At 70.2% G+C, this 24413-nt stretch carries 14 protein-coding genes and 1 pseudogene; 7 read left to right on the top strand and 8 right to left on the bottom strand.

What is annotated here, in order from left to right; translation table 11 throughout:
* Nucleotides 1-94: 94 nt before the first annotated feature.
* The 5 genes and pseudogenes from RBJ77_RS17300 to RBJ77_RS17280 all read right to left on the bottom strand — a co-directional run bounded on the left by RBJ77_RS17300 (nt 95) and on the right by RBJ77_RS17280 (nt 4154).
* Nucleotides 95-864 (bottom strand): annotated as a pseudogene (locus tag RBJ77_RS17300) (succinate dehydrogenase iron-sulfur subunit).
* Nucleotides 864-2618: a succinate dehydrogenase flavoprotein subunit gene (gene sdhA / locus RBJ77_RS17295; RefSeq protein WP_372345864.1), complete on the bottom strand. Its 1755-nt coding sequence runs from the start codon at nt 2616-2618 to the stop codon at nt 864-866. Before sdhA ends, RBJ77_RS17300 begins: the two are co-directional and overlap by 1 nt.
* 19 nt (nt 2619-2637) lie before the next feature.
* On the bottom strand, nt 2638-3132 hold the full coding sequence (locus RBJ77_RS17290; protein WP_255974641.1) for a succinate dehydrogenase hydrophobic membrane anchor subunit: 495 nt from the start codon (nt 3130-3132) through the stop codon (nt 2638-2640).
* A gap of 8 nt (nt 3133-3140) precedes the next feature.
* Nucleotides 3141-3521 carry a succinate dehydrogenase, cytochrome b556 subunit gene (gene sdhC / locus RBJ77_RS17285; RefSeq protein WP_111663982.1) on the bottom strand — a complete coding sequence of 127 codons (381 nt, stop codon included), beginning with the start codon at nt 3519-3521 and terminating at the stop codon, nt 3141-3143.
* 150 nt (nt 3522-3671) lie between these two features.
* Nucleotides 3672-4154, bottom strand: a complete 483-nt coding sequence (locus tag RBJ77_RS17280; RefSeq protein ID WP_372345907.1) for a 2-oxo-4-hydroxy-4-carboxy-5-ureidoimidazoline decarboxylase — start codon at nt 4152-4154, stop codon at nt 3672-3674.
* Between the two features lie 362 nt (nt 4155-4516).
* Here RBJ77_RS17280 and RBJ77_RS17275 point away from each other — a divergent pair, with 362 nt between their 5' ends.
* The 5 genes from RBJ77_RS17275 (at nt 4517) to RBJ77_RS17255 (ending at nt 8946) form a co-directional block, all read left to right on the top strand.
* The gene (locus RBJ77_RS17275) at nt 4517-6112 is read left to right on the top strand and encodes a glycoside hydrolase family 20 protein (protein ID WP_372345863.1); all 1596 of its coding nucleotides are present in this window, start codon (nt 4517-4519) and stop codon (nt 6110-6112) included.
* A gap of 107 nt (nt 6113-6219) precedes the next feature.
* Complete coding sequence (locus RBJ77_RS17270; protein WP_372345862.1) at nt 6220-7026, top strand: DUF4328 domain-containing protein; 807 nt, start codon at nt 6220-6222, stop codon at nt 7024-7026.
* 83 nt (nt 7027-7109) lie between these two features.
* Nucleotides 7110-7622 (top strand): hypothetical protein, encoded by a 513-nt coding sequence (locus tag RBJ77_RS17265; protein ID WP_372345861.1) that lies wholly within the window; start codon nt 7110-7112, stop codon nt 7620-7622.
* Between the two features lie 80 nt (nt 7623-7702).
* Complete coding sequence (locus RBJ77_RS17260; protein WP_372345860.1) at nt 7703-8272, top strand: hypothetical protein; 570 nt, start codon at nt 7703-7705, stop codon at nt 8270-8272.
* Nucleotides 8273-8280: 8 nt separating this feature from the next.
* Nucleotides 8281-8946, top strand: a complete 666-nt coding sequence (locus RBJ77_RS17255) for a hypothetical protein (protein WP_372345859.1) — start codon at nt 8281-8283, stop codon at nt 8944-8946.
* Nucleotides 8947-9144: 198 nt separating this feature from the next.
* On the opposite strand, the gene RBJ77_RS17250 is transcribed toward RBJ77_RS17255, so the two are convergent.
* The 3 genes from RBJ77_RS17250 to RBJ77_RS17240 form a co-directional block, all read right to left on the bottom strand.
* Nucleotides 9145-11859 (bottom strand): N-acetylmuramoyl-L-alanine amidase, encoded by a 2715-nt coding sequence (locus RBJ77_RS17250; RefSeq protein WP_372345858.1) that lies wholly within the window; start codon nt 11857-11859, stop codon nt 9145-9147.
* Between the two features lie 112 nt (nt 11860-11971).
* A complete protein-coding gene (locus tag RBJ77_RS17245) occupies nt 11972-14305 on the bottom strand; it encodes an FG-GAP-like repeat-containing protein (RefSeq protein WP_372345857.1) in 2334 nt (777 codons plus the stop codon).
* Complete coding sequence (locus tag RBJ77_RS17240; protein WP_372345856.1) at nt 14302-14742, bottom strand: hypothetical protein; 441 nt, start codon at nt 14740-14742, stop codon at nt 14302-14304. The genes RBJ77_RS17245 and RBJ77_RS17240 overlap by 4 nt, the downstream gene beginning before the upstream one ends.
* A 1396-nt stretch (nt 14743-16138) precedes the next feature.
* Between RBJ77_RS17240 and RBJ77_RS17235 the strand changes: the two genes are divergently transcribed.
* Nucleotides 16139-23746, top strand: a complete 7608-nt coding sequence (locus RBJ77_RS17235; protein WP_372345906.1) for a DNRLRE domain-containing protein — start codon at nt 16139-16141, stop codon at nt 23744-23746.
* Nucleotides 23740-24282, top strand: coding sequence for an SMI1/KNR4 family protein (locus RBJ77_RS17230; protein WP_372345855.1), 543 nt, complete (start codon nt 23740-23742; stop codon nt 24280-24282). Before RBJ77_RS17235 ends, RBJ77_RS17230 begins: the two co-directional genes overlap by 7 nt.
* Nucleotides 24283-24413 lie beyond the last annotated feature (131 nt).

Below are 24413 nucleotides of genomic sequence, written 5' to 3'. Positions count from 1 at the left end.
CACGATCCTCAGCCAGATACGCCGCTGAGAACGGCGTGGACCCCGCTCCGGAAGGGAGCAGGGGTCCACGGACCAGCAGGTGTGACACGGAAGGTCAGTAGCGGCGCGTGATCAGCGCGCGCTCGCTTCCTGGATCGCCTTGGTGACCTCGATGCGCACGCGGGCAGGCGTCCGTGCAGTTGAAGGTGGTGCGGCAGCGCCACACACCGTCACTGGTCGTTGAGGATCTCCAGGCGCTGCTCCCCGGCCTCGTCGCGCGAGTCGAAGATGAAGCGGTGGGCGTTCACGATCGCGGCAGGACCGAAGTACTGGCCGTCGTTCCAGAACACCGAGGCAGGACGACGTGCACGCGGCGCACAGGATGCGCTTGGTGGTGTCGTCGAAGCGCTCACGGTCCTCGGCGGACTGCAGACGCTCACGCGTCGGCTCGTTGCCCTTGGTGACGAGGAACGGCATGACGTCGCGGTACGCCTGGAAGAACGGGTCCATGTCGACCACGAGGTCCTTCAGCACGGTGAGGCCCTTGATGGCCTCGACCGTGATCGGCTTCTCGGGTTGATGTCGCTTGATGAGCGTCTTGCAGGCAAGGCGGTTCTTGCCGTTGATGCGCATCGCGTCGGACCCGCAGATGCCGTGCGCGCAGGAGCGACGGAACGTCAGCGAGCCGTCGAGCTCCCACTTGATCTTGTGGAGACCGTCGAGCACGCGCTCCTTCGGGTCGATCTCCAGCTGGAAGTCCTCCCACACGGCGTCCGCCGAGATCTCCGGGTTGAACCGGCGGATCCGGAAGGTGACCGTGATGAGGTGCGAGGACGTGGAGTCGTTCTCCAGGGCCTCCAGCTTGTCCATGGTCGGAGTAGCCATCAGTACTTACGCTCCATCGGCTGGTAGCGGGTCTGGACGACCGGCTTGTAGTCGAGACGGATGGACTCGTTGCCGTCGTCGCCGACCTCGCGGTACGCCATGGTGTGGCGCATGAAGTTGACGTCGTCGCGGTTCGGGAAGTCCTCGCGGTAGTGACCGCCGCGGGACTCCTTGCGGGCCAGCGCGGACGTCGCCATGACCTCGGCCAGGTCGAGCAGGTTGCCCAGCTCGATGGCCTCCAGGAGGTCGGTGTTGAACCGCTTGCCCTTGTCCTGGATCGCCACGTTCTTGTAGCGCTCGCGCAGCTCGGCGATCTTCTCGACGGCCGTCTTGATCGTCTGCTCCGTGCGGAACACCATCACGTTGGCGTCCATGCACTCCTGCAGCTCGTTGCGCAGGACGGCCACGCGCTCGGTGCCGGTGGAGTTGCGCAGGCGCTCGACGGTCTCCTCGACCAGCGACGCCGGGTTCTCCGGGAGCTCGACGAAGGCGGCCGTGTGGGAGTACTCGGCGGCGGCGATGCCGGCACGACGTCCGAAGACGTTGATGTCCAGCAGCGAGTTGGTGCCGAGGCGGTTGGCGCCGTGCACCGAGACGCAGGCGACCTCACCGGCGGCGTACAGGCCGGGGACGACGGTGGTGTTGTCCGCGAGGACCTCACCCTCGACGTTCGTCGGGATGCCGCCCATGGCGTAGTGCGCGGTCGGCTGGATCGGGATCGGGTCCGTGTAGGGCTCGATGCCGAGGTAGGTGCGCGCGAACTCGGTGATGTCCGGGAGCTTGGCGTCCAGCTGCTCCGGCGGCAGGTGCGTGAGGTCGAGGTAGACGTGGTCGCCCTCGGGACCGCAGCCGCGGCCCTCACGGATCTCCGTGTAGATGGAGCGGGACACGACGTCACGGGACGCGAGGTCCTTCATGACCGGCGCGTACTTCTCCATGAAGCGCTCGCCGTCCTTGTTGCGGAGGATGCCGCCCTCACCGCGGGCGCCCTCCGTCAGCAGGATGCCCATGCGCCAGATGCCGGTCGGGTGGAACTGGAAGAACTCCATGTCCTCCAGCGGCAGACCCCGGCGGTAGCAGGCGGCCTGGCCGTCACCGGTCAGCGTGTGCGCGTTCGACGTCACCTTGAAGAACTTGCCGGTGCCGCCGGAGGCGTAGATGACCGACTTCGCCTGGAAGACGTGGATCTCGCCGGTGGCCAGCTCGTAGGCGACCACACCGGCGGACTTCTTGACGCCGTCCTCCTCGACGAGGAGCTGGTCCAGGACGTAGAACTCGTTGAAGAACTCCACGCCCTCCTTCACGCAGTTCTGGTACAGCGTCTGGAGGATCATGTGGCCCGTGCGGTCCGCGGCGTAGCAGGACCGGCGGACCGGCGCCTCGCCGTGGTTACGGGAGTGACCGCCGAAGCGGCGCTGGTCGATGGTGCCGTCCGGGGTGCGGTTGAACGGCAGGCCCATCTTCTCCAGGTCGAGGACCGAGTCGATGGCCTCCTTCGCCAGGATCTCGGCGGCGTCCTGGTCGACCAGGTAGTCGCCGCCCTTGATCGTGTCGAAGGTGTGCCACTCCCAGTTGTCCTCCTCCACGTTGGCCAGCGCGGCGGCCATGCCGCCCTGCGCGGCGCCCGTGTGGGAGCGGGTGGGGTAGAGCTTGGTCAGCACGGCGGTGCGGCTGCGCTTGGTCGACTCGATGGCCGCGCGCATGCCCGCGCCACCGGCGCCGACGATGACGGTGTCGTACTTGTGAATCTTCACGGGTTCGCTCGCCTCGGCTTTAACGGATGTTCGGGTCGAAGGTGAAGATCACCAGCGTGCCCAGCAGGACGGTGAAGACCGTCGCGGCGTACAGCAGGCCCTTCAGCCACATACGGGTCTGGGGGCGCTCGGCGTAGTCGTTGATCACGGTACGCAGGCCGTTGGCGCCGTGCAGCATCGCGAGCCACAGCATGAGCAGGTCCCAGCCCTGCCAGAACGGGGACGCCCAGCGGCCCGCGACGAACGCGAAGCCGACCTTGGAGACGCCGCCGTCGAGGACGAGCTGGATGAGCAGGTGGCCGATGACCAGAACGACGAGGACGACACCCGACAGGCGCATGAACAGCCAGGCGGCCATCTCGAAGTTGCCGCGCGTCGAGCGCGGGGTCTTCGAGGTGCGCTTGCGGGGGGCCTCGATGTACGGAGCCGGGTTGTCGACGTCGTAGACGGGGGCGCCCTCGACGGGGCCGACGCCGGACGTGCCGTCCGACTTGGTGAGGGTGGTGTCAGACATGTCTGGCCTCAGCTCCCGAAGAGTTCACGGACGGCGTGGCCGAGGACGGGGTACAGGGCCCCGACCATCAGGACGACCCAGATGCCCACGACGGTCCAGAGCATCTGCTTCTGGTAGCGCGGGCCCTTCGACCAGAAGTCGACGGCGATCACACGCAGGCCGTTGAGCGCGTGGAACAGGATGGCGGCGACGAGGCCGTACTCCAGCAGCGCGACGATCGGCGTCTTGTAGGTGGAGACAACATCGTCGTACGCCTCGGGGGAGACGCGGACGAGAGCGGTGTCCAGGACGTGTACGAACAGGAAGAAGAAAATGAGGACACCGGTGACTCGATGAGCCACCCACGACCACATGCCTTCCCGGCCGCGGTACAGCGTTCCAGCCGGCACGGAAGAACCCTCCGGGAGCGGGGACTGAGGGCCGCGCCGGCTTCACTGTCGGTCGGGCCCGGCCGGGTACGGTCCACCGGCCGCTCGTCATCGTATCGACGAGTTGTCGGCTCGCTCGCCCGGGGGCCTCTGGTGTGATCAAACAGGCAATCAAACAGGCACGTACGGGCTATTGCCGATGCTTTCTCGCCGGGTCTCGCCGGTGTTCTCGCTCCGGGCGGGCGGGAGATGACGGACATGTCGCGTGATGCGGCCCCGGGCGAGCCGCCGCAGCTCCTCCGCGGCGAGCACCCGCTCCTCCTCCCGGTCGTTGCCGAGGCGGTCGCGCAGCCCGGCGAGCAGGTGGTCGAGGGCCTCGCCGGGGGCGATGTCGTCCAGGCAGATCACGAAGGCGTGTCCGAAGCGGTCCTCGTACGCGGAGTGCGCCGCGGCGAGCGCCGTGAACGCGGCCGCATAGGCGGCGGCGTCCGGCGGGACCGGCAGGTCCTCGCAGGCCAGGGCCTCGCTGATGTCGGCGGGCGAGAGGTCGTACGCCGCCTCGTCGGCCGCGGCGAGCAGCGCGTCCAGGTCCGGGTACGGGCGGTGCGCGGCGAGCCGGTGGGCCCAGGCGCGGCTGCCGCAGCAGCTGAGCAGGGCCTGCTCGGCGGCGTCCTGCGGCAGCGCGTTGAAGTGGGTGAGTCCCCCGTGTGGTGTGGCCTGGGCCGGTATGGGCAGGCGGCCGGGTACGTGAGGGGGGCGGTGCGCGGCCAGCGGGTGCCTCCGGCGGGAACGTGGGCTGGATGTGTGGATCGTGTGTGTGTCGCAACGCTAGCGATGGCTGATTGCGGGTGTCCGACGGATGCGCGAATTTCACTCGGACGGGAGAGTTTGGGGAGTCGAGGTGGACGTTGCGGGGGCTGCGGGGGCGCCCCGCCCCCGTAGGGGTGATGATCGTTGGCGGGTGCGGGTTCGGAGTCGCTGATGACACAGCCCCGCCTCTGAGGGAGTGAGGGTTCGTGGAGCGTGAGCGGAAGGCCCTGTTGGGCGGGGCCGCCGTCGTGGCCGTCGGGGCCGTCGTCGTGACCGCCGTGGTGTGGCCCGATCCTGCGGACGACGGCGGTGGTGGGACGCCGGTGGCCGGGCGGACCAGCGCCTCCGCCTCGCCCACGCCCTCGCCCACCCGCTCGTACCCCCTCTCCTCGCCCCCGCGCACGATCCCCGCGGTGCGCGACTTCGCCCCGGCGCGCGGACCGGGGTGGAAGCCGGACGGCGGGAAGGTCGTCGTGCGGGACGGGAGACTGGCCGACGAGGGGCGGCTCGTCGCCGGCGAACTGGGACTGACGTACGGGGACGACGAGAAGGCCGGGCCCGGCGACGTCGAGCTGGCGCTCGGCGGGGCGCGCGGCGCGAACGCCGAGTCGTACCGGATGACCGTGTCCGACGGCCGGGTGCGGATCGTCGGGCCGAGCGACACCGGCGTGTTCTACGGGACGCGCACCCTCAAACAGGAGGTGCACGGCGGCGGCACCGCGCCCGAGGGCGTCGTCGACGACGCACCGGCCAAGCCGCAGCGCGGCTTCAACCTGGACGTCGCGCGCAAGCACTTCACCGTCGGCTGGATCAAGGACCGGATCCGGGAGATCGGGGACCTCAAGTACAACCAGCTGGGACTGCACTTCTCCGACGACCAGTCGTTCCGCATCGAGTCCGACTCGCATCCGGAGATCGTGTCGGCCGAGCACCTGACGAAGGCGCAGGTCCGGGAGATCCTGGCGCTCGCCGCGGAGCGCCACGTGAGCGTGGTGCCGGAGATCGACTCGCCGGGACACCTCGGCGCCGTCATCCGCGCCCACCCCGACCTCCAGCTGCGCGACGTGGGCGGGGTGCCCACGCGCGGCGCCGTCGACATCTCCAAGCCCGCTGCCGCGCAGATCGTGGACGACCTGCTGAAGGAGTACGCGGAGCTCTTCAAGGGCGTGTACTGGCACCTGGGCGCCGACGAGTACCAGGCGCTGGTGAGGACGGACCCCGAGGCGTCCTACCCGCAGCTGGCCGCGGCGGCGCGGCAGCGGTACGGGACGAACGCCCGGGTCAAGGACCTCGCCACCGGCTGGCTCAACGACCGGGTGCGGACCATGCAGCCCTTCGACCGGCACCTGAAGGCCTGGAACGACGGGTTCTTCACCGGTGGCGTCGTGGAGGCGCACAAGGACCTGGAGGTCGCGTACTGGACCGGCAAGGAGATCGGGGCGCGCGAGCCCGCCACGTATCTGAGCGCCGGCCGCAGGATGACCAACTTCAACGACGAGTACCTGTACTACGTGCTCGGCCAGCCCAACACCTTCGTGTACCCGACCGGGCAGCGGATCTACGAGAGCTGGACCCCGCTCGTGCTGCGCGGGACCGCGCCGGTCCCGGAGAAGTACGACGACCAGATCCTCGGCGGCTCCTTCGCCGTCTGGTGCGACATCGCGTCCGCGCAGACCCAGGACCAGGTCGCGCAGGGCATCCGGATGCCGCTGCGGGCGACCGCCCAGAAGCTGTGGGACGCACAGAAGCCGGAGCTGAGCTGGTCGCAGTTCGTCGAGCTGGCGGCCAAGCTGAGCGGCTGACCTGCGTATACGGGGTGGACAGCGCGACCCGCGGAGCCGTATGTTCCGCAGGCCGCGCGGCCGGGGGGCCGGAACATCCGCGGTGTTCCCTGGGGAGGGGCGCAGCCGTGCTGTGCAGAAAATGCGGGCGGAACAACGCGCTGGTCGAGGACGGGCTGTGTGCGCGCTGCGCCGACGAGGCGTTCGGATCGCTGACGCCCGCGCCGGGGCCTGACGTGGTGCCCGACGCGCCGGGGCCGCCCGCGCCGCCCACGCCGCCGTTCCGGATGACCGGGGCGCTGCCACTGTCGCCGAACGCGTTCGCGCTGGCCGTGACGGTGCTGCTCGCCGTGGTCGTCGTGACCGACCTGTTCGCCATCGTGGTGGGGGTCCAGGAGTTCCGGCTCCTGTCCGACCTGCTGGCCGGACAGGACGGCGGCACGGCCGACCTGACCCGGCTCGACGAGTCGTACGCGCTGGCCGGGAAGCTGCAGCAGTACGTCTTCCTCGCCACCGGCGTCGTGTTCATCGCGTGGTTGTTCCGCGTGCGGCACAACGGCGAGGTCTTCGCGCCCGACGGGCACAGCAAGGCGCGGCCCTGGGTGCTGTTCGGCTTCGTGGTGCCGATCGCCAATCTGTGGTTCCCGCGGCGGATCGCGCTGGACATCTGGGCCGCGAGCGAACCGGCGGGCCGGTGGGGACGCTGGCGGGTCGACTGCTGGTGGTTCGTGTGGCTGGCGGCCACGGCGACCTCCTGGCTCCTGGGGACGTGGTACGAGGAGGCGGAGACCCTCACCGGCATCAAGGACGCCACCGGCGCCCTCGTGGTCTCGGACGCCGTCGACATCGTCAGCGCCGCGTTCGCGATCCTCTTCGTCCGGTCCCTCACCGCGCTGCAGAACCAGAAGGTCATGGCGGGGGCGTACCGGCCCTAGTTCGCGTTTCCGGTGGCGAAGTCCCCGGACCCTGTGGTCTATTCGGCCAGAGCCGCGAAGAACACCGGGACGGGGGCACGGGTATGGGCTACTGGGGCTATTACGTGGTGGCCAGAAGTGGGCGTCCGCTGAAGGAGCTCGAGGCCCTGGGCGGGGTGCGGGACGAGCTGACGCTGCTGGAGGAGCGGGCCGAGGGCTGGCAGGTGTGGGAGTGCCCCGGCGGATCGGGGGAGCAGACCCGGGACGTCGGCAGCATGAACTCCCTCGCGGCGGAGACGGGTTCACCCGCTCTGTTCGCATACGTCATGGACTCCGACTGCGCCGTCGTCGAGGCGGCGGCGCCGGAGAGCGGGGCGTGGACGACGTGTCTGGGGCGCACCGCGATGGCCCGGTACATCGGCGGGGACGAGCGGTCCCTCGAGGACTACTTCCTGCCGCCGCGCGACGCCGCGGAGCGGGCCGTCGCCTGGGCCGCCGAGTGCGGCCGGACCGTGCCGCAACAGCCGCTGCACGACGTGCTGCGCGCGGACGCCGACCCGTCGGCGGAGGAGCTGTTCTTCCGCTTCCTGGACCGGCTCGGGGTGGCCTCCCTGTGACGTTCCGGGCCGGCACGGCGCTGTAAGTCCCGTAGTCGTGAAGGGGAATTGCCGGGTCCGCGTCGGGGAGGCGTACGTCCATGAGCCTGGTGGAACTGATCGCGCAGGCCGATGAACGCAGCCTCGCCGCGAGCGGGCTCGCCTGCCTCGACCGGTGCCTGCCGCTGCTCGGCGGCGACGCGGCCGCCGACGACGAGGTGCTGCGCCCGCTGTGGGCGAGCCTCGCCGAGGACGGCGCGGGCTGGCGCGAGCGGCTCGCCGTGGCGCGCGGCGCGCTCGACGGGGCCGGCGCGGACGGCGAGGCGGCGGAGCTGGTGCGGCGGATGCTGGGCGCCACGCCCGACACGGCGGGCGCCGAGGGCTGGCGGAGCTGGGCCGACGCCTGCTCGGTGGCGGCGCTCCAGGTGCACCGGATGCTGGACACCGTTCCCGAGCGGGCGGGCTCCGCGGCGAGCGTGAGCGCGCGCCGCGAGGGCCGCACGGACGGCATGTCGCCGCTCGTCGCCGCCGAACTGCGCCGCCAGACCCGGATCCTGGAGCTGCTCACCGGCGGGGGCGCGGGCGGGCTCCGGCAGGCGCTCGACCTGTCGACCGAGGGACGCAGGGTGCTGCGCGCGGTCGTGTCGCGGCGGGCCAGAGGCCGCGTGTGATGCACGAGGTGGGGCGTCCGTCCGGGCGCGCCCTCGCCGTGGTCGTGGCCGTCGCCGCCCTGGTGGCCCTCGCGGTGCTGCGGCCCGCGGAGCCGCTCGGCATCCGGCAGCCGTACTGGGCGCGGGAGTTGGCCGCGGCGCTGCCGGGCGGCGGCCCCGGCTGCGGCACAGGGGCCCCGGGCCGGTCGACGGCCGCCCCGGCCGGATCGGCCCGTCTCACCATCGGCGCGTACGGCTACTACGGGCCTGACCCGCGCGCCCACGAACCGGAGCGCTACACCGTCTCCGCCCATCTCGCCCCCGGCCCCGAGCCGTTGCGGCTGAGCGCGCTGCGGGCCGCCGTCGACATCTACGGGCCGCACGGGCGGGGCCGCACCGCGAGCGCCCGCGACCTCGCCGTGCGGGTGGTCACCGGCCCCGCGTCGAAACCGGTCCGCCCCGGCCGCGACGGCACGTACCGCTTCACGCGCGGCGACGACCTGCACCTCGCCGTGGAGCTGCCGGCGGCCGCGGTCTGCCCCGGCGACAGCCTGTCGTCCCTGAACACCTGCGACCCGCCCCGGACGAACCAGATCGAGGACTGCCCGGTCGTCCGTCTCGCGCTCACCGCGCACGGCCTGCCCGGCGGCCGTCTGGTCACCGTGTCGTTCGAACCCGACGCCCGCGACGCGTGAGGCCGCGGGCCGGACCCGGCCGCCCCCTCCGACGGCCGGGGCCGGGGCCCGCGGGGAGTCCGGAGTAACCCATGCGCACCGTCCCGCGCAAGCGATCGCACAAATCGGACACGGGGTCGGCGGGCGCGGACCGTACGCGAGAGGGCCGCGGGGGCGGTCGGCCCCCACGGCCCTCTCCTTGCCTGCTGAACTCGCCTGCTACGGGGCCAGGTTGGTCCCGAGACGGGCACCGGCCGGGCTGCCGACCGTGGTGTTGTTGAACGTCTTGGCCGAGGTCAGACCCAGACCGCTGGAGTTGCTCGGCACGTACATCAGGGTGCCGTTGCCCGCGTCCTCGCCCGCCGTGCCGATCACCAGGTCGGTGCGGCCGTAGCCGGACAGGTCGGCGAGGGCCACCGACGAGCCGAGGTTGTCGTTCGACTCGGTGGAGCCGGGGATGCCCGCCGTGTCCTGCGTGACGGCGATCGAGCCGGTGCCGGTCAGACCGGTGGACGAGCCCTTGAGGAGCAGCGACGTACCGGCGTTGGAGCGGTTCGAGGTACGGGTGATGTCCTCGTTCGGGGCGCCCGTCAGGACGTCCGCGTAGCCGTCCAGGTTGTAGTCGCCGACGGCCACCGAGGCGCCCATGGCGTCGCCCGCCTCGGCGGCGCCCGGGACACCGGACGTGGCCTGGCTGATGACCTTGGCGCCCGTGGCGGTCAGGCCGGTGCCGGCCACGCCCTTGACGAAGGTGACCTGGCCGCCCGCGGCCGCGCCGGACTCGGCCGTGTAGGGCTGGCCGATGACGATGTCGTCGACGCCGTCGCCGTTCATGTCGCCGGCGCCGATGGAGCGGCCGCCCTTCACGGTCAGCGTCGCGGCCTTGCGCAGGCCGCTCGCGCCGCCCTTGTACCAGACGACCCGGCCGATGCCGGTGCCGTCGCGGTAGTTGAGCGCGACGTCCGCGTAGCCGTCCTGGTTGAAGTCGCCGGAGGCGGCGTCCGCGTAGGACAGGGCGGCCTCGCCGGTGGTGATGGTGGAGTCGGTGTCCCAGCCGTCGCCGTAGCGGGCCATCCAGGTGCCGCCGACGCCGGTGGACGCGGCGAACACGTCGGCGGTGCCGTCCGCGTTGAAGTCGCCGACGGCCACGGCGGAGCCGAAGCGGGCGCCGGTCAGGTCGTAGCTGCCGTCCAGGTTGAGGCCGAGGCCGGTGGTGAACGCCGGGCCGTACAGGATGGTGGCGGCGCCGCGGTCCTTGTGGCCGGTCGTGTCGTCCTCGCCGGGCTGGCCGACGACGATGTCGGTGTAGCCGTCGCCGTTGACGTCACCGGTGGCGGTGGACGCGCCGAACTCGTCGCCGCTCTCGCCCGCGCCCGGGATGTCGGGGCTGGACTGCGAGATCAGCTTCTTGCCGGTGGCCGTCGGGCCGGACGTGCCGCCCGGGACGATGGCGATCTGGCCGCCGCTCGCGCCCTTCGGGATGCCGGTGACGATGTCGGGCGTGGCGTCGCCGATGACGTTCTGGGAGGGCAGGGCGTGCGAGATGCCCGGGGTCGCGGCGAGCGTCGCGATCCGGCCCAGCTTCGGGTACAGGTTCGCGCCGGGGCACGCCGTGTTGTTCGTGTCCTTGTGGCCGAAGACGCGGGGCAGGGTCTTCGTCGTGCCCAGCGGGACCTTGTTGCCGTCGACGCCCAGGTCACCGTTGGACGTCAGCGTGACGGAGCTGTTCGGCGAGATGCCGTACTGGCCGAACTTCCAGGCGACGACCCGGGCGATCGAGTCGAGCGCGGCCTTGGTGGGCTGCATCTTCTCGAAGTTGCCGATGTACGAGATGCCGACGGTGTCCGTGTTGAACCCGTAGTCGTGGGCGCCGTGCACCGGCAGGTCCATGCCGCCGCTGCGGCCCTCGAAGATCTGGCCGCAGCGGTCGACCACGAAGTTGTAGCCGATGTCGTAGTAGCCCTTGGAGATGTGGTCCTGCTGGATCTCGCGGAGCCGCTTGGCCGACTGCGAGCAGGGGACCTGGTTGTCCGAGTCGACGCCCGTGTGGTGGACGACGGCGGCCTTGATCTCCGTGTCGTACGCCGGGGTTCCGTCGTAGTTGGTGCCCGCGCCCCACTGCGCCTGCGTGATGATGTGCGGCTTGACGACCGTCGAGGGACGGGCCTCGGGCACCGTCTCGGACGGCGAAGGCGAGGCGGTGTCCGCGGGCGACGAGGCCGGGGCCGAGCTCTCGGGGGCCGTGGTGGAGGCCGGGGCGGTCGGCGTCGCGGACTCGGTGGCGTCCGTGGACGTGCTCGCGCTCGGGGTCTCGGCCGGGGCCGTCGTCTCCGCGGTGAACGCGGCCGGCTCGAACCGGGCGTTCTTGCCCTTCACGGCGCCGGTGCCCGGGTCGATCAGCTTGACGTCCATGCCGGACGGCAGGTCGGACGCCTTGCCGTCGGCGTCGACCACGCGGACCTCGACACCGTCCGAGTCGGTCTTCGTCGGCACCGACGCGGTGCCGCCGCGTATCGCGGACCGCTCGCGCTCGTCGCCGTCGGCGTCGTTGGTCTCCTTCGGCAGCGTCGTCCAGGAGCTCCAGTCACCGGTCTCGGCGTCGCGCGCCCGGAACTGGGCGGTGCCGTCGATCTCGTCCTCGGGGTTCTTCCACGTCACCGAGACGGCACTGAACTGCTGCGTCGACTTCTGCGGCACGACCTTGCGGTCGCCCTTCGTCTGCAGGTCCAGCGAGTGCACGGACGCGGCCCGGAACGTCGCCGGGCTCTCCGTGCCGGCACCGCCCGGATCGGCCATCGCGTAGGCCGTCACCCCGGCCCCGCCGAGGACGACCGCACCGACCGTGATCCACGCCCGCCGCTTGAGAGTCAGCGGCTTGTACGCGTGCGCGGCGCGCGTTTCCTGAGCCTTTCCGCGCGAATGTCGCGGGCTCAAATGCCCCACCCCTTGAAGAAGTTCACATAAACCCCGCGTGAACCGCGGGTAGATGTTCTGTTCAGCGAAAGACCGTCGAGGAACGTCACACGTTGCACAGATGTGTCGTACGTCACTGGGTGATCTCCGATCCCGCGCCGGTGCCGGTCGCCGTGCCCAACGCGGCCGGGCCGTACGGGGTGCCGGCGGAGACGACGGACTCGCTGCCCGGGGCGCCGAGAGCGGCGTCCGCCGAGCCGTCCCCGTCGTGGTCGGCGAGCGCGAGGGCCGCGCCGAAGCGGTCGGCCGGGTCCCCGTCGCCGTAGGTGGCGGCGGGCTCGGCGCCGAGCCCGGTGGCCGCGCCGCGCAGCAGGTAGCCGTGGCCGGCACCCGGGGCGCCGGCCAGCACGTCGGCGTACCCGTCGTCGTCCGTGTCGCCGACGGCGAGCGCCGACCCGAGACCGGCCCCGGCCGCGGCCGGCACGCCGGCCTCGGCGCCGGTCGTGGCGAGCCCGTCCGCCGTACCGCCGAACACGATGAGCCGGCCGCCGTCCCCGGCATCGGGCCGGCCGACGACGAGATCGGCACGGCCGTCCCCGTCGATGTCACCGGCGGCCAGCGCCTGCCCGCCCCGACCGTCGAGCGTGACCGCCTCGCCGGTGCGCAGTCCGGACGCGGAGCCGCGGGCCACGACCAGCGGCCGGGCCCCGGACGCCGTACGGAAGGTGAGCGCCGCGTCGGTGTATCCGTCGTGGTCGAAGTCGCCGGTGGCCAGCGCCGGGTCCTCGACCGGCCCGTCCGCGAGCGCGAGCGGCGCCGAGAACGCGCGGTCGGCGCCGTCCACGGTCCACGCCCGGCCGGAGCCCGGCGAGACGGCGAGGAGGTCGTCGCCGCCGTCCCCGTCGAAGTCACCGGTGGCGAGCGCGGACCCGAAGCGGGCACCGCTCGTCCGGACGGCGGTCGGTTCGTTGATCATTCCGGCCTGTCCTGTGAGGCCGTTCGCCGAGCCGCGCAGGATGCTGACGCCGCCTTCGTCGTTCGCGCCCGCGGTGACCTCCTCGCCGGGCGAGGCGACGGCCAGGTCGGTGTACCCGTCGTGGTCGAAGTCGCCGTAGGCGGTGGCCGATCCGAAGCCGTCGCCGTCCTCGGAACCGCCGGGGACGCCCTCGCTCTCCTGGGTGAGGACGGCCCTGTTCGCCGCGTACGGGGCGGTGCGGGCGCCCGGCAGGACGGTCACCTGGCCGGCGCCCGGGTGGGCGTTCGCGGTGGCTCCGGCGATGCCGGCGGCCAGGTCGGCGCGTCCGTCACCGTTCGTGTCGCCGTGCACGGAGCGGGAGTTGAGGGCGGCGGCGGCCGTGCGCAGGGCGGGCAGGTCGCCGTACAGGTTGGTGCCGGGGCACTCGGTCGGATAGCCGTCGCGGTGCCCGGAGATCCGGTTCATCGTCACCAGCTGGCCCTGCGTGAACTTGCCGTTGTCGGCGCCCGCGGCCATCACGAGCGAGCCGGCCGGGTTGATGCCGTACAACCCGAGTTTCCAGGCGGCCAGTTCGGCGATCGCGTCGCGCACCGGCGCGGTGGAGGTGGCGGTGTTGTAGTCGCCGAGGACGGCGACGCCGCTGGTGTCGGTGTTGAAGCCGTAGGTGTGCGCGCCGTAGACCGGCTTGTCGACGCCGCCCGCCCGGCCCTCGAAGATCGTGCCGCACTTGTCGACGAGGAAGTTGTAGCCGATGTCGTTCCAGCCGTTCGACTTCACGTGGTACGTCAGGATGCCGCGGATCACCGAGGCGGACTCGGCGCACGTGTAGTCGTTCGTGCCGGCCGTGTGGTGCACGAACACGGCCTTCGTGTCGGTGGTGTACGTCGGCGGGTCCGCGACCAGGGACTCGTCGGCGCCCCACCCGGCGCGGGTGGTGATGGGCGGCTGTCCGGCGACGGACGCGGCCGGCTCGGTCAGTTCGGTCCGCGGTCCGCGCGCCGGCGCCCCGCCGTCGGGGTCGACCAGTTCGGCGCGCAGCCCGGCGGGCAGGCGCGCGCCGCTGACCTCGACCTGGACGCCGTCGGACGGGCCGACCCACAGCGGCTGGGTGCCGCCGCGCACCCCGTCGGCGGCGCGGTCGGGGCCCGACTCCGGTGCGTGGACGTCGAGTTCGAGAGTGTGCCAGGGCGACCATTGCCGGGTGGTGGCGTCGCGGGTGCGGACCTTGACCGTGCCGTCGAGCGTGGCCCTCGGGTCGTTCCAGGTGACGCCGACCATCCGGAAGGGCTCGGTGGCGCGGGCGGCGAGGATGCGCCGCGCGGGATCGGACCCCGGCACGGCGACCGTGTGCACGACTCCGGTCCGTACGGGGCGGGTGGCTCCGGCGAGCTGCGGGTTCCGCTGCCCGGACAGGGCGACGCAGCTCAGCACGACGGCGGCGGCCAGGGCGGTGCGGGTGGCGGCCCGGCGCACCGAATGCGGGTGGATCACTGTGCGGTCCCCTCGGTGGCGTTCTCGGGCGCGGCCAGCTCGCCCTGACAGGTGGCGCGGCCGTAGCTGCCGAACGCCGTCGCGGTCTGAACGTGCTTGCCACGTATGGCCAGTTGGCACCGGGCCTCGCCACCCTTGCCGTCGAGCGCGACGGTGATGGTGGGCGCCTCGCCCAGCGGGACGCGCACGGTCGTCTTCCAGGGCAGGGCGGCGTCGTGGACCACCACGCCCGTGCCCTTCTCCCTGCGCGCCTGGAAGGTGAGGTCCGCCGAGCCCTTGCCGGTCACCTCGTACGTCACCGCGGCCGTCGGCACCGGGGGCTTGGCGGGTTCCTCGTCGGTGTTCAGGACGCCGTAGACCACCAGGCCCGCGCAGGCGGCGAACACGACGACGCCCGCCGCGATGCCGCGCCGGTCGACCGAGCGGGCGGACGCCACGGCGCCGCCCTCCTCTTCCGATTCCGCCGGTCCTGGCGTCGGTTCTTTTGTTTCGGTCGAGGTCATGTCGGCATTCGGCTTTCCGGTAGGTGGCGGAGCCGGGCGGTTATATCGCATGGCTGTACGTGGTTTCCAGCGTGTGGACAAAAGGGGCTTCCCCCTGACCGGCGAGGGCGGCTTCGACCCGCAATGACCTGCTCTTTTGCCCGGTCAGGTCGCTCTTTGCGGATATCTGGAGCCGACTGTCCCATTTCGCCGACCGGTTGACTGGGTCCCTTCCGAGTGATTAGAAATCGCGCCGCTATGAACAGGTGCGCAGCCGGCCGGGAGAAGCCCGTCCGGTCTATTCGGCGTGCCGAAAAACGAAGGGCCTCAGGGCGTGAAAGTCCGATACGGGAGATTTCTCTCCTGTCTCGTCGTCTCCGCGGTGGTGAGTACGGCGGTGCCACAGTTGGCCTACGCCGCCGCGCCGTCCGACGGTGGAGACGACGGCAAGGGTGTCGTCGACACGGTCAAGGGCTGGTTCTCCGACGACGATGACGAGGGCGGCGAACAGCCCCCCACCGGCGGCACGTTGGCGATACCCAGCCGCGAGAAGCTGCCGAAGGCCAGGCGCAAGGCCCCGGCGAAGCGGGTGCGCGAGCTGACCTCGCGGCGCACCGAGCACGCCCGGTTCTGGGAGCTGTCCGACGGCCGGATCCAGGCCGAGGTGTCGGCCGTGCCGACGGCGTACGGGACCGGCAAGGGCAGGAAGAGGACCTGGAAGTCGATCGACACGGGCGTCGAGGCGACGGACGCCAAGGGATTCGACTTCGCCAACACCGCGAATTCCGGCCGGAGTTGGTTCGGTACCGAGCCGGACAAGGTGCTGCGCTTCCAGGCGGGCACGGACGGCCCGGCCGTCACCCTGGGCCTGGACGGCGTGGACGCCACGTCGCTCGACCCCGCGGCCAAGGGCTCCACGGTCACGTACAAGGACGTGGCCGCCGGCGGCGCCGACCTGCGGTACGAGGTCGGCCCGGGCCGGGTGAAGGAGAACATCGTCCTGGCGAAGGCCCCCGCGGGCCGGATCTCCTACACCTTCACGCTGAACACCGGCGGCCTCACCCCGAAGGCCCGCAAGGACGGCTCGATCGCGCTGTACGGCGAACTGCCGAAGACGCCGGTCATGACGATCCCGGCCGCGTTCATGACGGACACGCGCAAGGACGCCGATTCGCCGTACGGGCTCGCCTACAGCCCGAAGGTGAAGCAGCGGCTCGTCCGCGACGGCAAGCAGTGGAAGATCGTCGTCACACCGGACGCCAAGTGGCTGGCCTCGTCGAAGCGCCAGTACCCGGTGACGATCGACCCGACGATCACCATCACCCCGTCCGCGACCCAGTCGCAGGACACGATGGTGCTGTCCGACCAGCCGACGGCGAACTTCAACAACACCTGGAAGCTGTCCGCCGGTAAGACCGACACGGGCATCTCCCGTTCGCTGATCAAGTTCCCGCTGAGCGAGATCCCGGCGGGCACCAAGATCGACACGGCGCGTCTGGAGATGTACTACGACCAGACGCACACCACCAACGCCAACGACGTCACCATGGAGGTGCACCGGGCGACCGGCGGCTGGGACGAGTCGACGGCGACGTGGTCCAACACCTCCGCCCTGTCGGGTGAGTTGTCGGGGACGACGTACCAGATCGACGACGGTGACGCGGGCACGGCCGCGGTCGGCGAGTGGCCCAAGGCCACGACGACCGGCGGCGCCGCCACCAACGACGACTTCGCCTACAACAAGAACACCGCCACGGGCGAGACGTACACCTACCAGCCGGTGATCCCGGAGACGGCGTCGTACCGGATCGAGGCGCACTACCCGCCCGCGACCGACGCGGCGACGGCGGCCCCGTACACGATCACGCACCGGGACGGCACCGCGACGGCGACGGTCAACCAGACCGGATCGGCCGCCGCGTGGAAGGCCCTGAGCAGCACGCAGTACTACTTCAGCCGGGGCAACACCGGCAAGGTGGTCCTGGGTGACACGGGATCCTCCACGACCCGGAACATCGCCGACTCGATCCGCCTGGTGAACCCCGCGCAGATCGTCAAGAACACCGGCGAGTACAACGCCTGGCACAAGTTCGCGGTGACCGACACCGTCCAGAAGTGGGTCTCCGGCACGGCCACCAACAACGGCTTCGTGCTCCAGGCCAAGGACGACACCGTCGCCTCGACGCTCACCGGCGGCCCCCGCTACGAGGCCGGTGACGGCACCTCGTACGGCGGCGAGGAGTCGAGCTACCCGCGCCTGACCGTCACGTACGGCAAGGTCGGCTCGGCGCTCGACTCCCCGACGGTCGTGCACGACACGGGCCCGGAGCTGTCCTGGTCGGCGTACTCGAACAAGACCGGCGACAGTGGGCTCGACATCGCCGAGTACCAGCTGCACCGCTCCACGCAGCAGACGTTCACGCCGAGCGCGGCCACCCTCGTGGCCCCGATCGACAAGGCGACCACCGCCTACACGGACACCACCGCGAAGCCTACGCCGGACTCCTCGTCCGCCGAGATCGGGCGCTCGTACTACTACCAGATCGTGGTGAAGACGAAGGACGGGTCCGTCATCGGATCCCCGACCCGCGTCGTCGGCGTCCCCAAGGCCGGCCGCACCATGAAGATCGTCCAGGGCACGGCCGGCGGCGTCACCGACACCACGCTCTCCTCGCAGCAGCCCACCACCAACCAGGACGCGATCCAGTCGTTCGGCGTGGGCCAGAAGTGGCTGAGCATCGGCAACAACTCGGGCACGTACGGCAGGACGCGCACGACGCTGAAGTTCCCGACGTCGTCGATCCCTTCGACGGCCACGGTCCTCGACTCCAAGCTCTACATGTGGGGCGCGGAGACCACGACCGACACCGACGGCGCGATCTACGAACTCCACGGCCTGAACAAGGACTTCGACGAGACGACGGCCACCTGGAACAACGCCACCGCCTCAACCGCCTGGACCGCGGCGGGCGGTGACTACGGCGCGGCCGTCTCCGACACCGTCGCCCAGGTCTCCGAGGTCGGCCGCCACTGGTGGGACGCCACGTCCATGACGCAGGGCTGGGTGAAGACCCCGGCCGGCAACAAGGGCGCCCTGCTCAAGCTCAAGGACGAGACGACGACGGGCCCGCAGGAGCGCACCCTCTTCCTCTCCTCCGAGGGCGAGGACCAGCAGCTCGGCCCGATGCTGCGCGTCATCTACGTCGACTCCACGACGGAGAACACGTACTACGCGCCGCAGACCCCGGCCCGGATGACCCCCAACTCCACGTACACGGTGGACTTCACGGTCACCAACACCACCAACGCCGCGTGGGCGTCCGGTGAGCGGGTCCTCTCCTACACCTGGAAGCTGCCCGACGGAACGGACATGACGACCGGCGGCAACCAGGTCAAGACGGCGGTCCCGGCCCTCCTGCCGGGTCAGTCGACGACGGTCAAGGCCAAGGTCAACACGCCGATCAACTCCGACTCCGGCAGCCACCGCACCGAGTACGTCCTCGGCTGGGACATCCAGAAGGTCTCCGACAGCACCTGGCTGTCCGCGGGCACCGGCGGCATTCCGACGCTGAAGCAGAACGTGGCGGTGGAGGACCCGACCTCCAACACGCTCGGCCTGGAGAAGTTCTACTCGTACACGGGCAAGAACACGGGCGCCGGCTCGACGGTCATGACGAACCTGGCCTCCGGCAACGCGGTGTGGTCGTACAACGCCTTCAGCAACCCGGGCCGCGGCCTGAGCACCTTCGCCCGCTTCTCCTACAACTCGCTCGACACCTCGGACACGGTCTCGGGTCCCGGCTGGTCGGCGCAGTTGGCCGGCCCGATCCGGCTCGGCGCACCGGTCGACTTCCACCCGAACCCGAGCGCGAACACGACCGAGATCCGGCTGCCCGACGGCGACGGCACGACGCACGTCTTCACCAAGCAGTCGGACGGGAGCTGGAAGGCTCCCGCGGGCGTCCACTACAAGGTCACGATGAAGTCGGGCCTGGACTGCACCCCCGACAAGGACCCGGTGCCGGACGCGTGGACGTTCACGCGCCCGGACGGCACGCGGTTCCTCTTCGGCTGCGACGGCTACCTGACGTCGGCGATCGACAAGAACGGCAACACGCAGACGTTCACGTACGAGGAGCGCAAGTCCAACAACAAGCCGACCAAGTTCCTCAAGTACGTCACCGACCCGGCGGGCCGGAAGACGCTCACGGTCGAGTACTACGCGAAGTCCGACGCCACCAGCGTCAAGAGCGTCGACCACGTCAAGTCGATGACGGACATCTCGGGCCGGACGCTGACCTTCGGGTACTCCACCGAGGGCCTGCTGACGAAGCTGACCGACGGCGCGGGCTCCGGCAAGGAGAAGGTGTTCACCTTCACCTACGACGCCACGCAGGGCAACAAGAACGTCAAGCTCGTCGACGTCCAGGACCCGCGGCAGCACAGCACCAAGCTGGCCTACAACGAGCCCAAGGACGGCGACGACCCCCAGTTCCACTGGTGGACGAAGACGATCACCGACCGGCTCGGCGGTGACACCGGCTACACGTACGCGGTGAACGCCGCCAACGCGAAGTTCGTGGACGCCTCGGTGAAGGACGCCGAGGCGCACACCACCAAGTACACGACGGACGACTTCGGGCGCCCGGTGCAGACGGTCAACGCCAAGTCCCAGACCAGCAAGATGAGTTGGGACGCGGACAACAACGTCACGTACCTGGAGGAGGCGAACGGCGCCAAGACCGCGTACTGCTACGACCAGAAGACGGGCTACCCGCTGTGGTCGCGCGACGCCGAGCACAACAAGTCTGGGGTCCCGGACCAGTCGCAGTGCGCACCGGGTACGTTCCCGGCGGACTCGCAGCAGTACACGTACCAGACCCGGCTCGACGGGTTCAGCGCCGATCTGTTCACCAAGACGTCTCCCGAGGGGCGCAAGTGGCAGTTCGGGTACGACGCGTTCGGCAACCTGAAGACGGTCACCGACCCGAAGGGCGTCGCGACGTCGACGGCGGGTGACTACACGACGTCGTACGAGTACGACGGCTACGGCGAGCTGACCAAGGCGACGGACGCCAACGGTCACGCGTCGGTGAACAGCGACTTCGGCCCGGCCGGCTACCCGGCCACCATCACCGACGCGCTGCAGAAGTCGACGTCGTTCGTGTACGACGAGCGCGGCCAGGTCCGTGAGGTGACCGACGCGCTGGGCAAGAAGACGACGCAGACCTACGACGTCTACGGGCGCCCGCGGGTCAGGACGGTCCCCAAGGACCAGGCGCGCGGCGAGTACATCACGTCGCCCGAGCCCGTCTACGACGCCAACGACAACATCACCACCTCCACGGCCGCCAACGGCGCGGTGATGACGGCGGTGTACGACGCCGCGGACCAGATGACCTCGTCGACGGATCCCAAGGACACCGAGACCGGGCCCGAGCGCAGGACCGACTACACGTACGACCGGGTCGGCAACGTCACGTCGACGACCACGCCCAAGGGCACGGCGACGACGACGGACGCCACCGACTACGTCACCAAGCACACCTACGACCAGATCTACCAGCTCACCTCGGTGGTCAACTCCGCCGGGGACAAGATCTCCTACGCGTACGACGAGGTCGGCAACCTCGTCACGGTCGTCGACCCGAAGAAGAACGCGAGCGCCGACCCCGACGACTTCACCACCAGGACCGGCTACGACCTGGACCACCGGACCGTGTCGGTGACCGACGCGCTCGGCAAGACCAGCTCGCGCACCTACGACAAGGACTCGCTCGTCGTCGCCACCAAGGACGCCGAGCAGAACCAGACCCTGATCACCTACGACGAGAGGGGCAAGCAGACCGAGGTCAAGGTCCCGCACGACGGCACCACCACCCGCTCGTCCACGTACGAGTACGACCAGGTCGGCAACACCACGAAGGTGGTCACCCCGCGTGGTGCGGAGACGGCGAACACCGAGGACTTCAGCTCCCGTACCGAGTACGACGCGCTGAACCGGCCGGTGAAGCAGTACCAGCCCTACGACCCGGCGGACGGCCGCTACAACGACCCGAACGTCTACACCGAGACGTCGTACGACGCGGTGGGCCGGGTCGCCAAGACCTCGATGCCGCCGTCCGAAGGCCAGACGGCCCGCAGCGACACCACGTACTCGTACTTCGACAACGGCTGGACCAAGTCGTCGACGGACCCGTGGGACATCGTCACCACGTACGACTACAACGAGCTGGGCCGGCAGACCGCCCGCACGCTCACCTCGTCGGGAGGCTCCGCCGACCGCACGATGAGCTGGGCGTACTACCCGGACGGCAAGCTGAAGTCGAAGGCGGACGCCGGTGTGCCGGTCGGCACGGCGGTCCCGCTCGTCGACAACTCCGACACCCAGAGCACCAGCTCCACGGGAACCTGGTCGCACGCCAGCGCCACCGGCCAGCAGGGCTTCGACCACCAGGTCCACGCCGCCGGCAGCGGCACGGACTCGTTCACCTGGACGCTGAACATCCCCAAGGACGGCAGCTACACCGCCTACGTGCGCTACCCGAAGGTCACCGGCGCCGCGACCGCCGCCAAGTACACGGTGACCAAGTCCGACGGGTCGACCACGGACGTGGTCCGGGACCAGAACGCGACCCCGGGAGCCTGGGTCAGCCTCGGTTCGTTCACCCTCACCCAGGGCAACGCCGCCAAGCTCCAGCTGTTCCAGAACAGCGCGGGCGCGGTCGTCGCCGACGGCGTCAAGCTCGTCCGCGACAACTCGGCCGACACGGACGACGAGAAGCACGCCTTCGCCTACGCCTACGACGTCAACGACAACCTGACCTCCATCGACGACACCTCACCCGGTGCGCCGATCGACGACTACGCCATCCGCTACACGGGCCTGGACCAGATCCAGAAGGTGACCGAGTCGCTGGCCGGGGCGGAGAAGAAGTCCACCTCGTACACCTACGACGCCAACGGGCAGCCGGAGACCGTCACCCACCCCGACCAGTTCTCCAAGTACACCTACGACGCACGTGACCTGACCCAGAAGGTCGAGGTCGGCACGTCCGCCACGGACACGTCGCCGAAGGTCACGTCCTACACGTACACCGACCGCAGCCAGGTCCTGCGGGAGACCAAGAACAACGGCAACACGGTCGACAACACCTACTTCCTCGACGGTGCGCTCAAGACCGCCGTGGAGAAGAAGTCCAACGGCACCCTGGTCGCCTCGCACACCTACGACTACGACGCCAACGGCAACCAGGCCAAGGACGTCGTCCGGAAGATGAACGCCGACGACCACTCGGCGTACCTCGACTCCACGCTCACCTACACCTACGACCCGGTCGACCGGCTCGCCAAGTCGGTGAAGACCGGCAACGGCGCGTCGACCGACACCTACGTCCACGACGACAACTCCAACGTCGTCAGCCAGACGGTCAAGGGCGCGTCCACGACCTTCGACTACGACCGCAACCGGCTCCAGAGCGCGTCCGTCTCGGGTGCCTCGTTCCAGTACACCTACGACCCGTTCGGCCGGCAGGAGTCGGTCACCAGCAACGGCAAGGTCGTCGGGCGCAGCGTGTACGACGGCTTCGACCACGTCGTCGAGTCCCAGAAGATGGACGGGACCGGCACGATGAAGTCGACGAAGTACACCTTCGACCCGCTCGACCGCACCCTGTCCAAGACCGCCGAGGGCAAGACCACGGACTACGAGTACCTGGGTCTGTCCGGCGAGGTCCTGGACGAGAAGGTCGCCGGCCAGCTGTCCAAGTCCTTCCAGTACAGCCCGTGGGGCGAGCGCCTGTCGCAGATCAAGCACGCCAAGGACGGCGCGGACGAGGACACCTACTACAGCTACAACGGCCACACGGACGTCGAGGCGCTGACCGACAAGGACGGTGACACCAAGGCCACGTACGGCTACACCGCCTACGGCAGCGACGACTCCTCCGAGTTCACCGGCATCGACAAGCCCGACGCCGCCGACCCGACCAAGGAGGACTACAACCCCTACCGCTACAACGGCAAGCGCTGGGACGCCCAGTCCGGTACGTACGACATGGGCTTCCGGGACTACAGCCCCGGTCTCAACCGCTTCACCACGAGGGACATGTACACCGGCGCGCTGTCGGACATGAGCCTGGGCGCCGACCCGTTCACCGGCAACCGCTACGCCTTCGGCGGCGGCAACCCGGTGAGCAACGTCGAGATCGACGGTCACTTCTTCGGCTTCGACGACGCGATCGAAGGCGTGGGCGCACTCGTCGTGGTCGCCGTCGTGGTGACCTACGCGGTCGCGACCGACAAGGACGTCTCCGACTCCCTCGACTCCGCCTTCGACTCGATCGTGTCGGGTATCGGGGACCTGTTCGCCGACGACGACGCCGACTCCGGCTCGGACCCCGAACCGGAGCCGGCCGCCCGGCCGCGCCCCGGTCCGATTCAGGGCGGTGACTCGGGCACCGACAACAAGAAGCGGTGCGAGGACGATCCCAAGTCGACCCGGTTCCAGTACCAGCCGCTGGACGGGGCCGGCCGCGCGCAGGGAGCCACCGCGCTGCTCTGCCCGGGCGACCTCAAGGCCCCGCTCGCGAGCCGGGACGACGGCGGTTCGGTGAACGTGTACGGGTTCCCTGACCCCGCGCAGAACACTCCCCGCTCGGGCAAGGGCAACATCTTCGACCGTACGCACATCGTCGGTGACAAGGTGAGCGGCGACTGGGTGGACGAGAACCTGTTCACCGGGTTCAAGCGCATGAACCGCAGCGGCATGCGGCGTTGCGAGATCAAGATGGAGAAGCAACTCGCGGCCGGAAAGTGGGTCATGTACACAGGGAAGGTCAACTACAGCCACACCACGGGCTACGCGGACAGCATCACCATGTCGGCCTACACCGAGGACGGGCCGCTGTTCAGCAACGTCGTGGTGCAGAACAGTACGGATTGGCAGACGACATGTTGAGGCTCGAACAGCTGGAGGCCGCGCTTCCGTCGATGACCCGGTGGCGGGTGCCCGGAGGGCGCAGCGTGGACTGGGGGGTTCTCGAAGGAGACCTCGGGTCGCGGCTGCCGTCCGACTTCCGTGCGCTGGCCGAGGCGTACCCGGTGCTGGTCATCGGGGACTTCCTCACGGTGTCCCTGCCGGTGTCCGGCGCGGAGGCGGCCTGGGCGTCCGAGGCCGGGGACGACGAGATCCTCCAGGACCTCTACGAGATGGAGGACATGGAGGACTACGTTCCCTACCCGCAGCCAGGCGGTCTGATCGCCTGGGCGGAGTCCAACGCGGGTGACACCTTCTACTGGAAGACGAGCCCCGCGGACCCCGACGCATGGACCGTGGTCGTCCGCACGGACAACGCCGACTGGATCGAGTTCCCCGTCGGAGCCGTCGAGTTCCTGGCCGGCGTGTACGGCCGCACGATCGCCGTGCCCGGCATGCCCGGGGACTTCCCCGGCGACGCCCCGGACGTGAAGGGGCTGAGTGACCGCGTCGGCTGACCGGTGACGGTCCGCAGGAGCGGGTGAACAGCGGTCGCCCCCGGGATTCCCTGGGGGCGACCGTCGTCTCCGGTAGAGCTGTCCAGTGACCGGGAGTGGGCGGGGAGGCGGACGTGAGGGGTGCCGTGAGG

It is taken from the genome of Streptomyces sp. KL116D, assembly GCF_030766975.1.
Classification (GTDB): Bacteria; Actinomycetota; Actinomycetes; order Streptomycetales; family Streptomycetaceae; genus Streptomyces; species Streptomyces longispororuber_A.
Note: the sequence above shows the minus strand (reverse complement) of the source record. Positions and strands in the feature narration are given on the sequence as shown.

Excerpts from the sequence above, each read along its gene's own strand:
- RBJ77_RS17290 (WP_255974641.1), bottom strand. The coding sequence starts at position 3,132 with ATGTCTGACACCACCCTCACCAAGTCGGACGGCACGTCCGGCGTCGGC.
- RBJ77_RS17265 (WP_372345861.1), top strand. The coding sequence starts at position 7,110 with ATGGGCTACTGGGGCTATTACGTGGTGGCCAGAAGTGGGCGTCCGCTG.
- RBJ77_RS17260 (WP_372345860.1), top strand. The coding sequence starts at position 7,703 with ATGAGCCTGGTGGAACTGATCGCGCAGGCCGATGAACGCAGCCTCGCC.
- RBJ77_RS17235 (WP_372345906.1), top strand. The coding sequence starts at position 16,139 with ATGGTGCTGTCCGACCAGCCGACGGCGAACTTCAACAACACCTGGAAG.
- RBJ77_RS17230 (WP_372345855.1), top strand. The coding sequence starts at position 23,740 with ATGTTGAGGCTCGAACAGCTGGAGGCCGCGCTTCCGTCGATGACCCGG.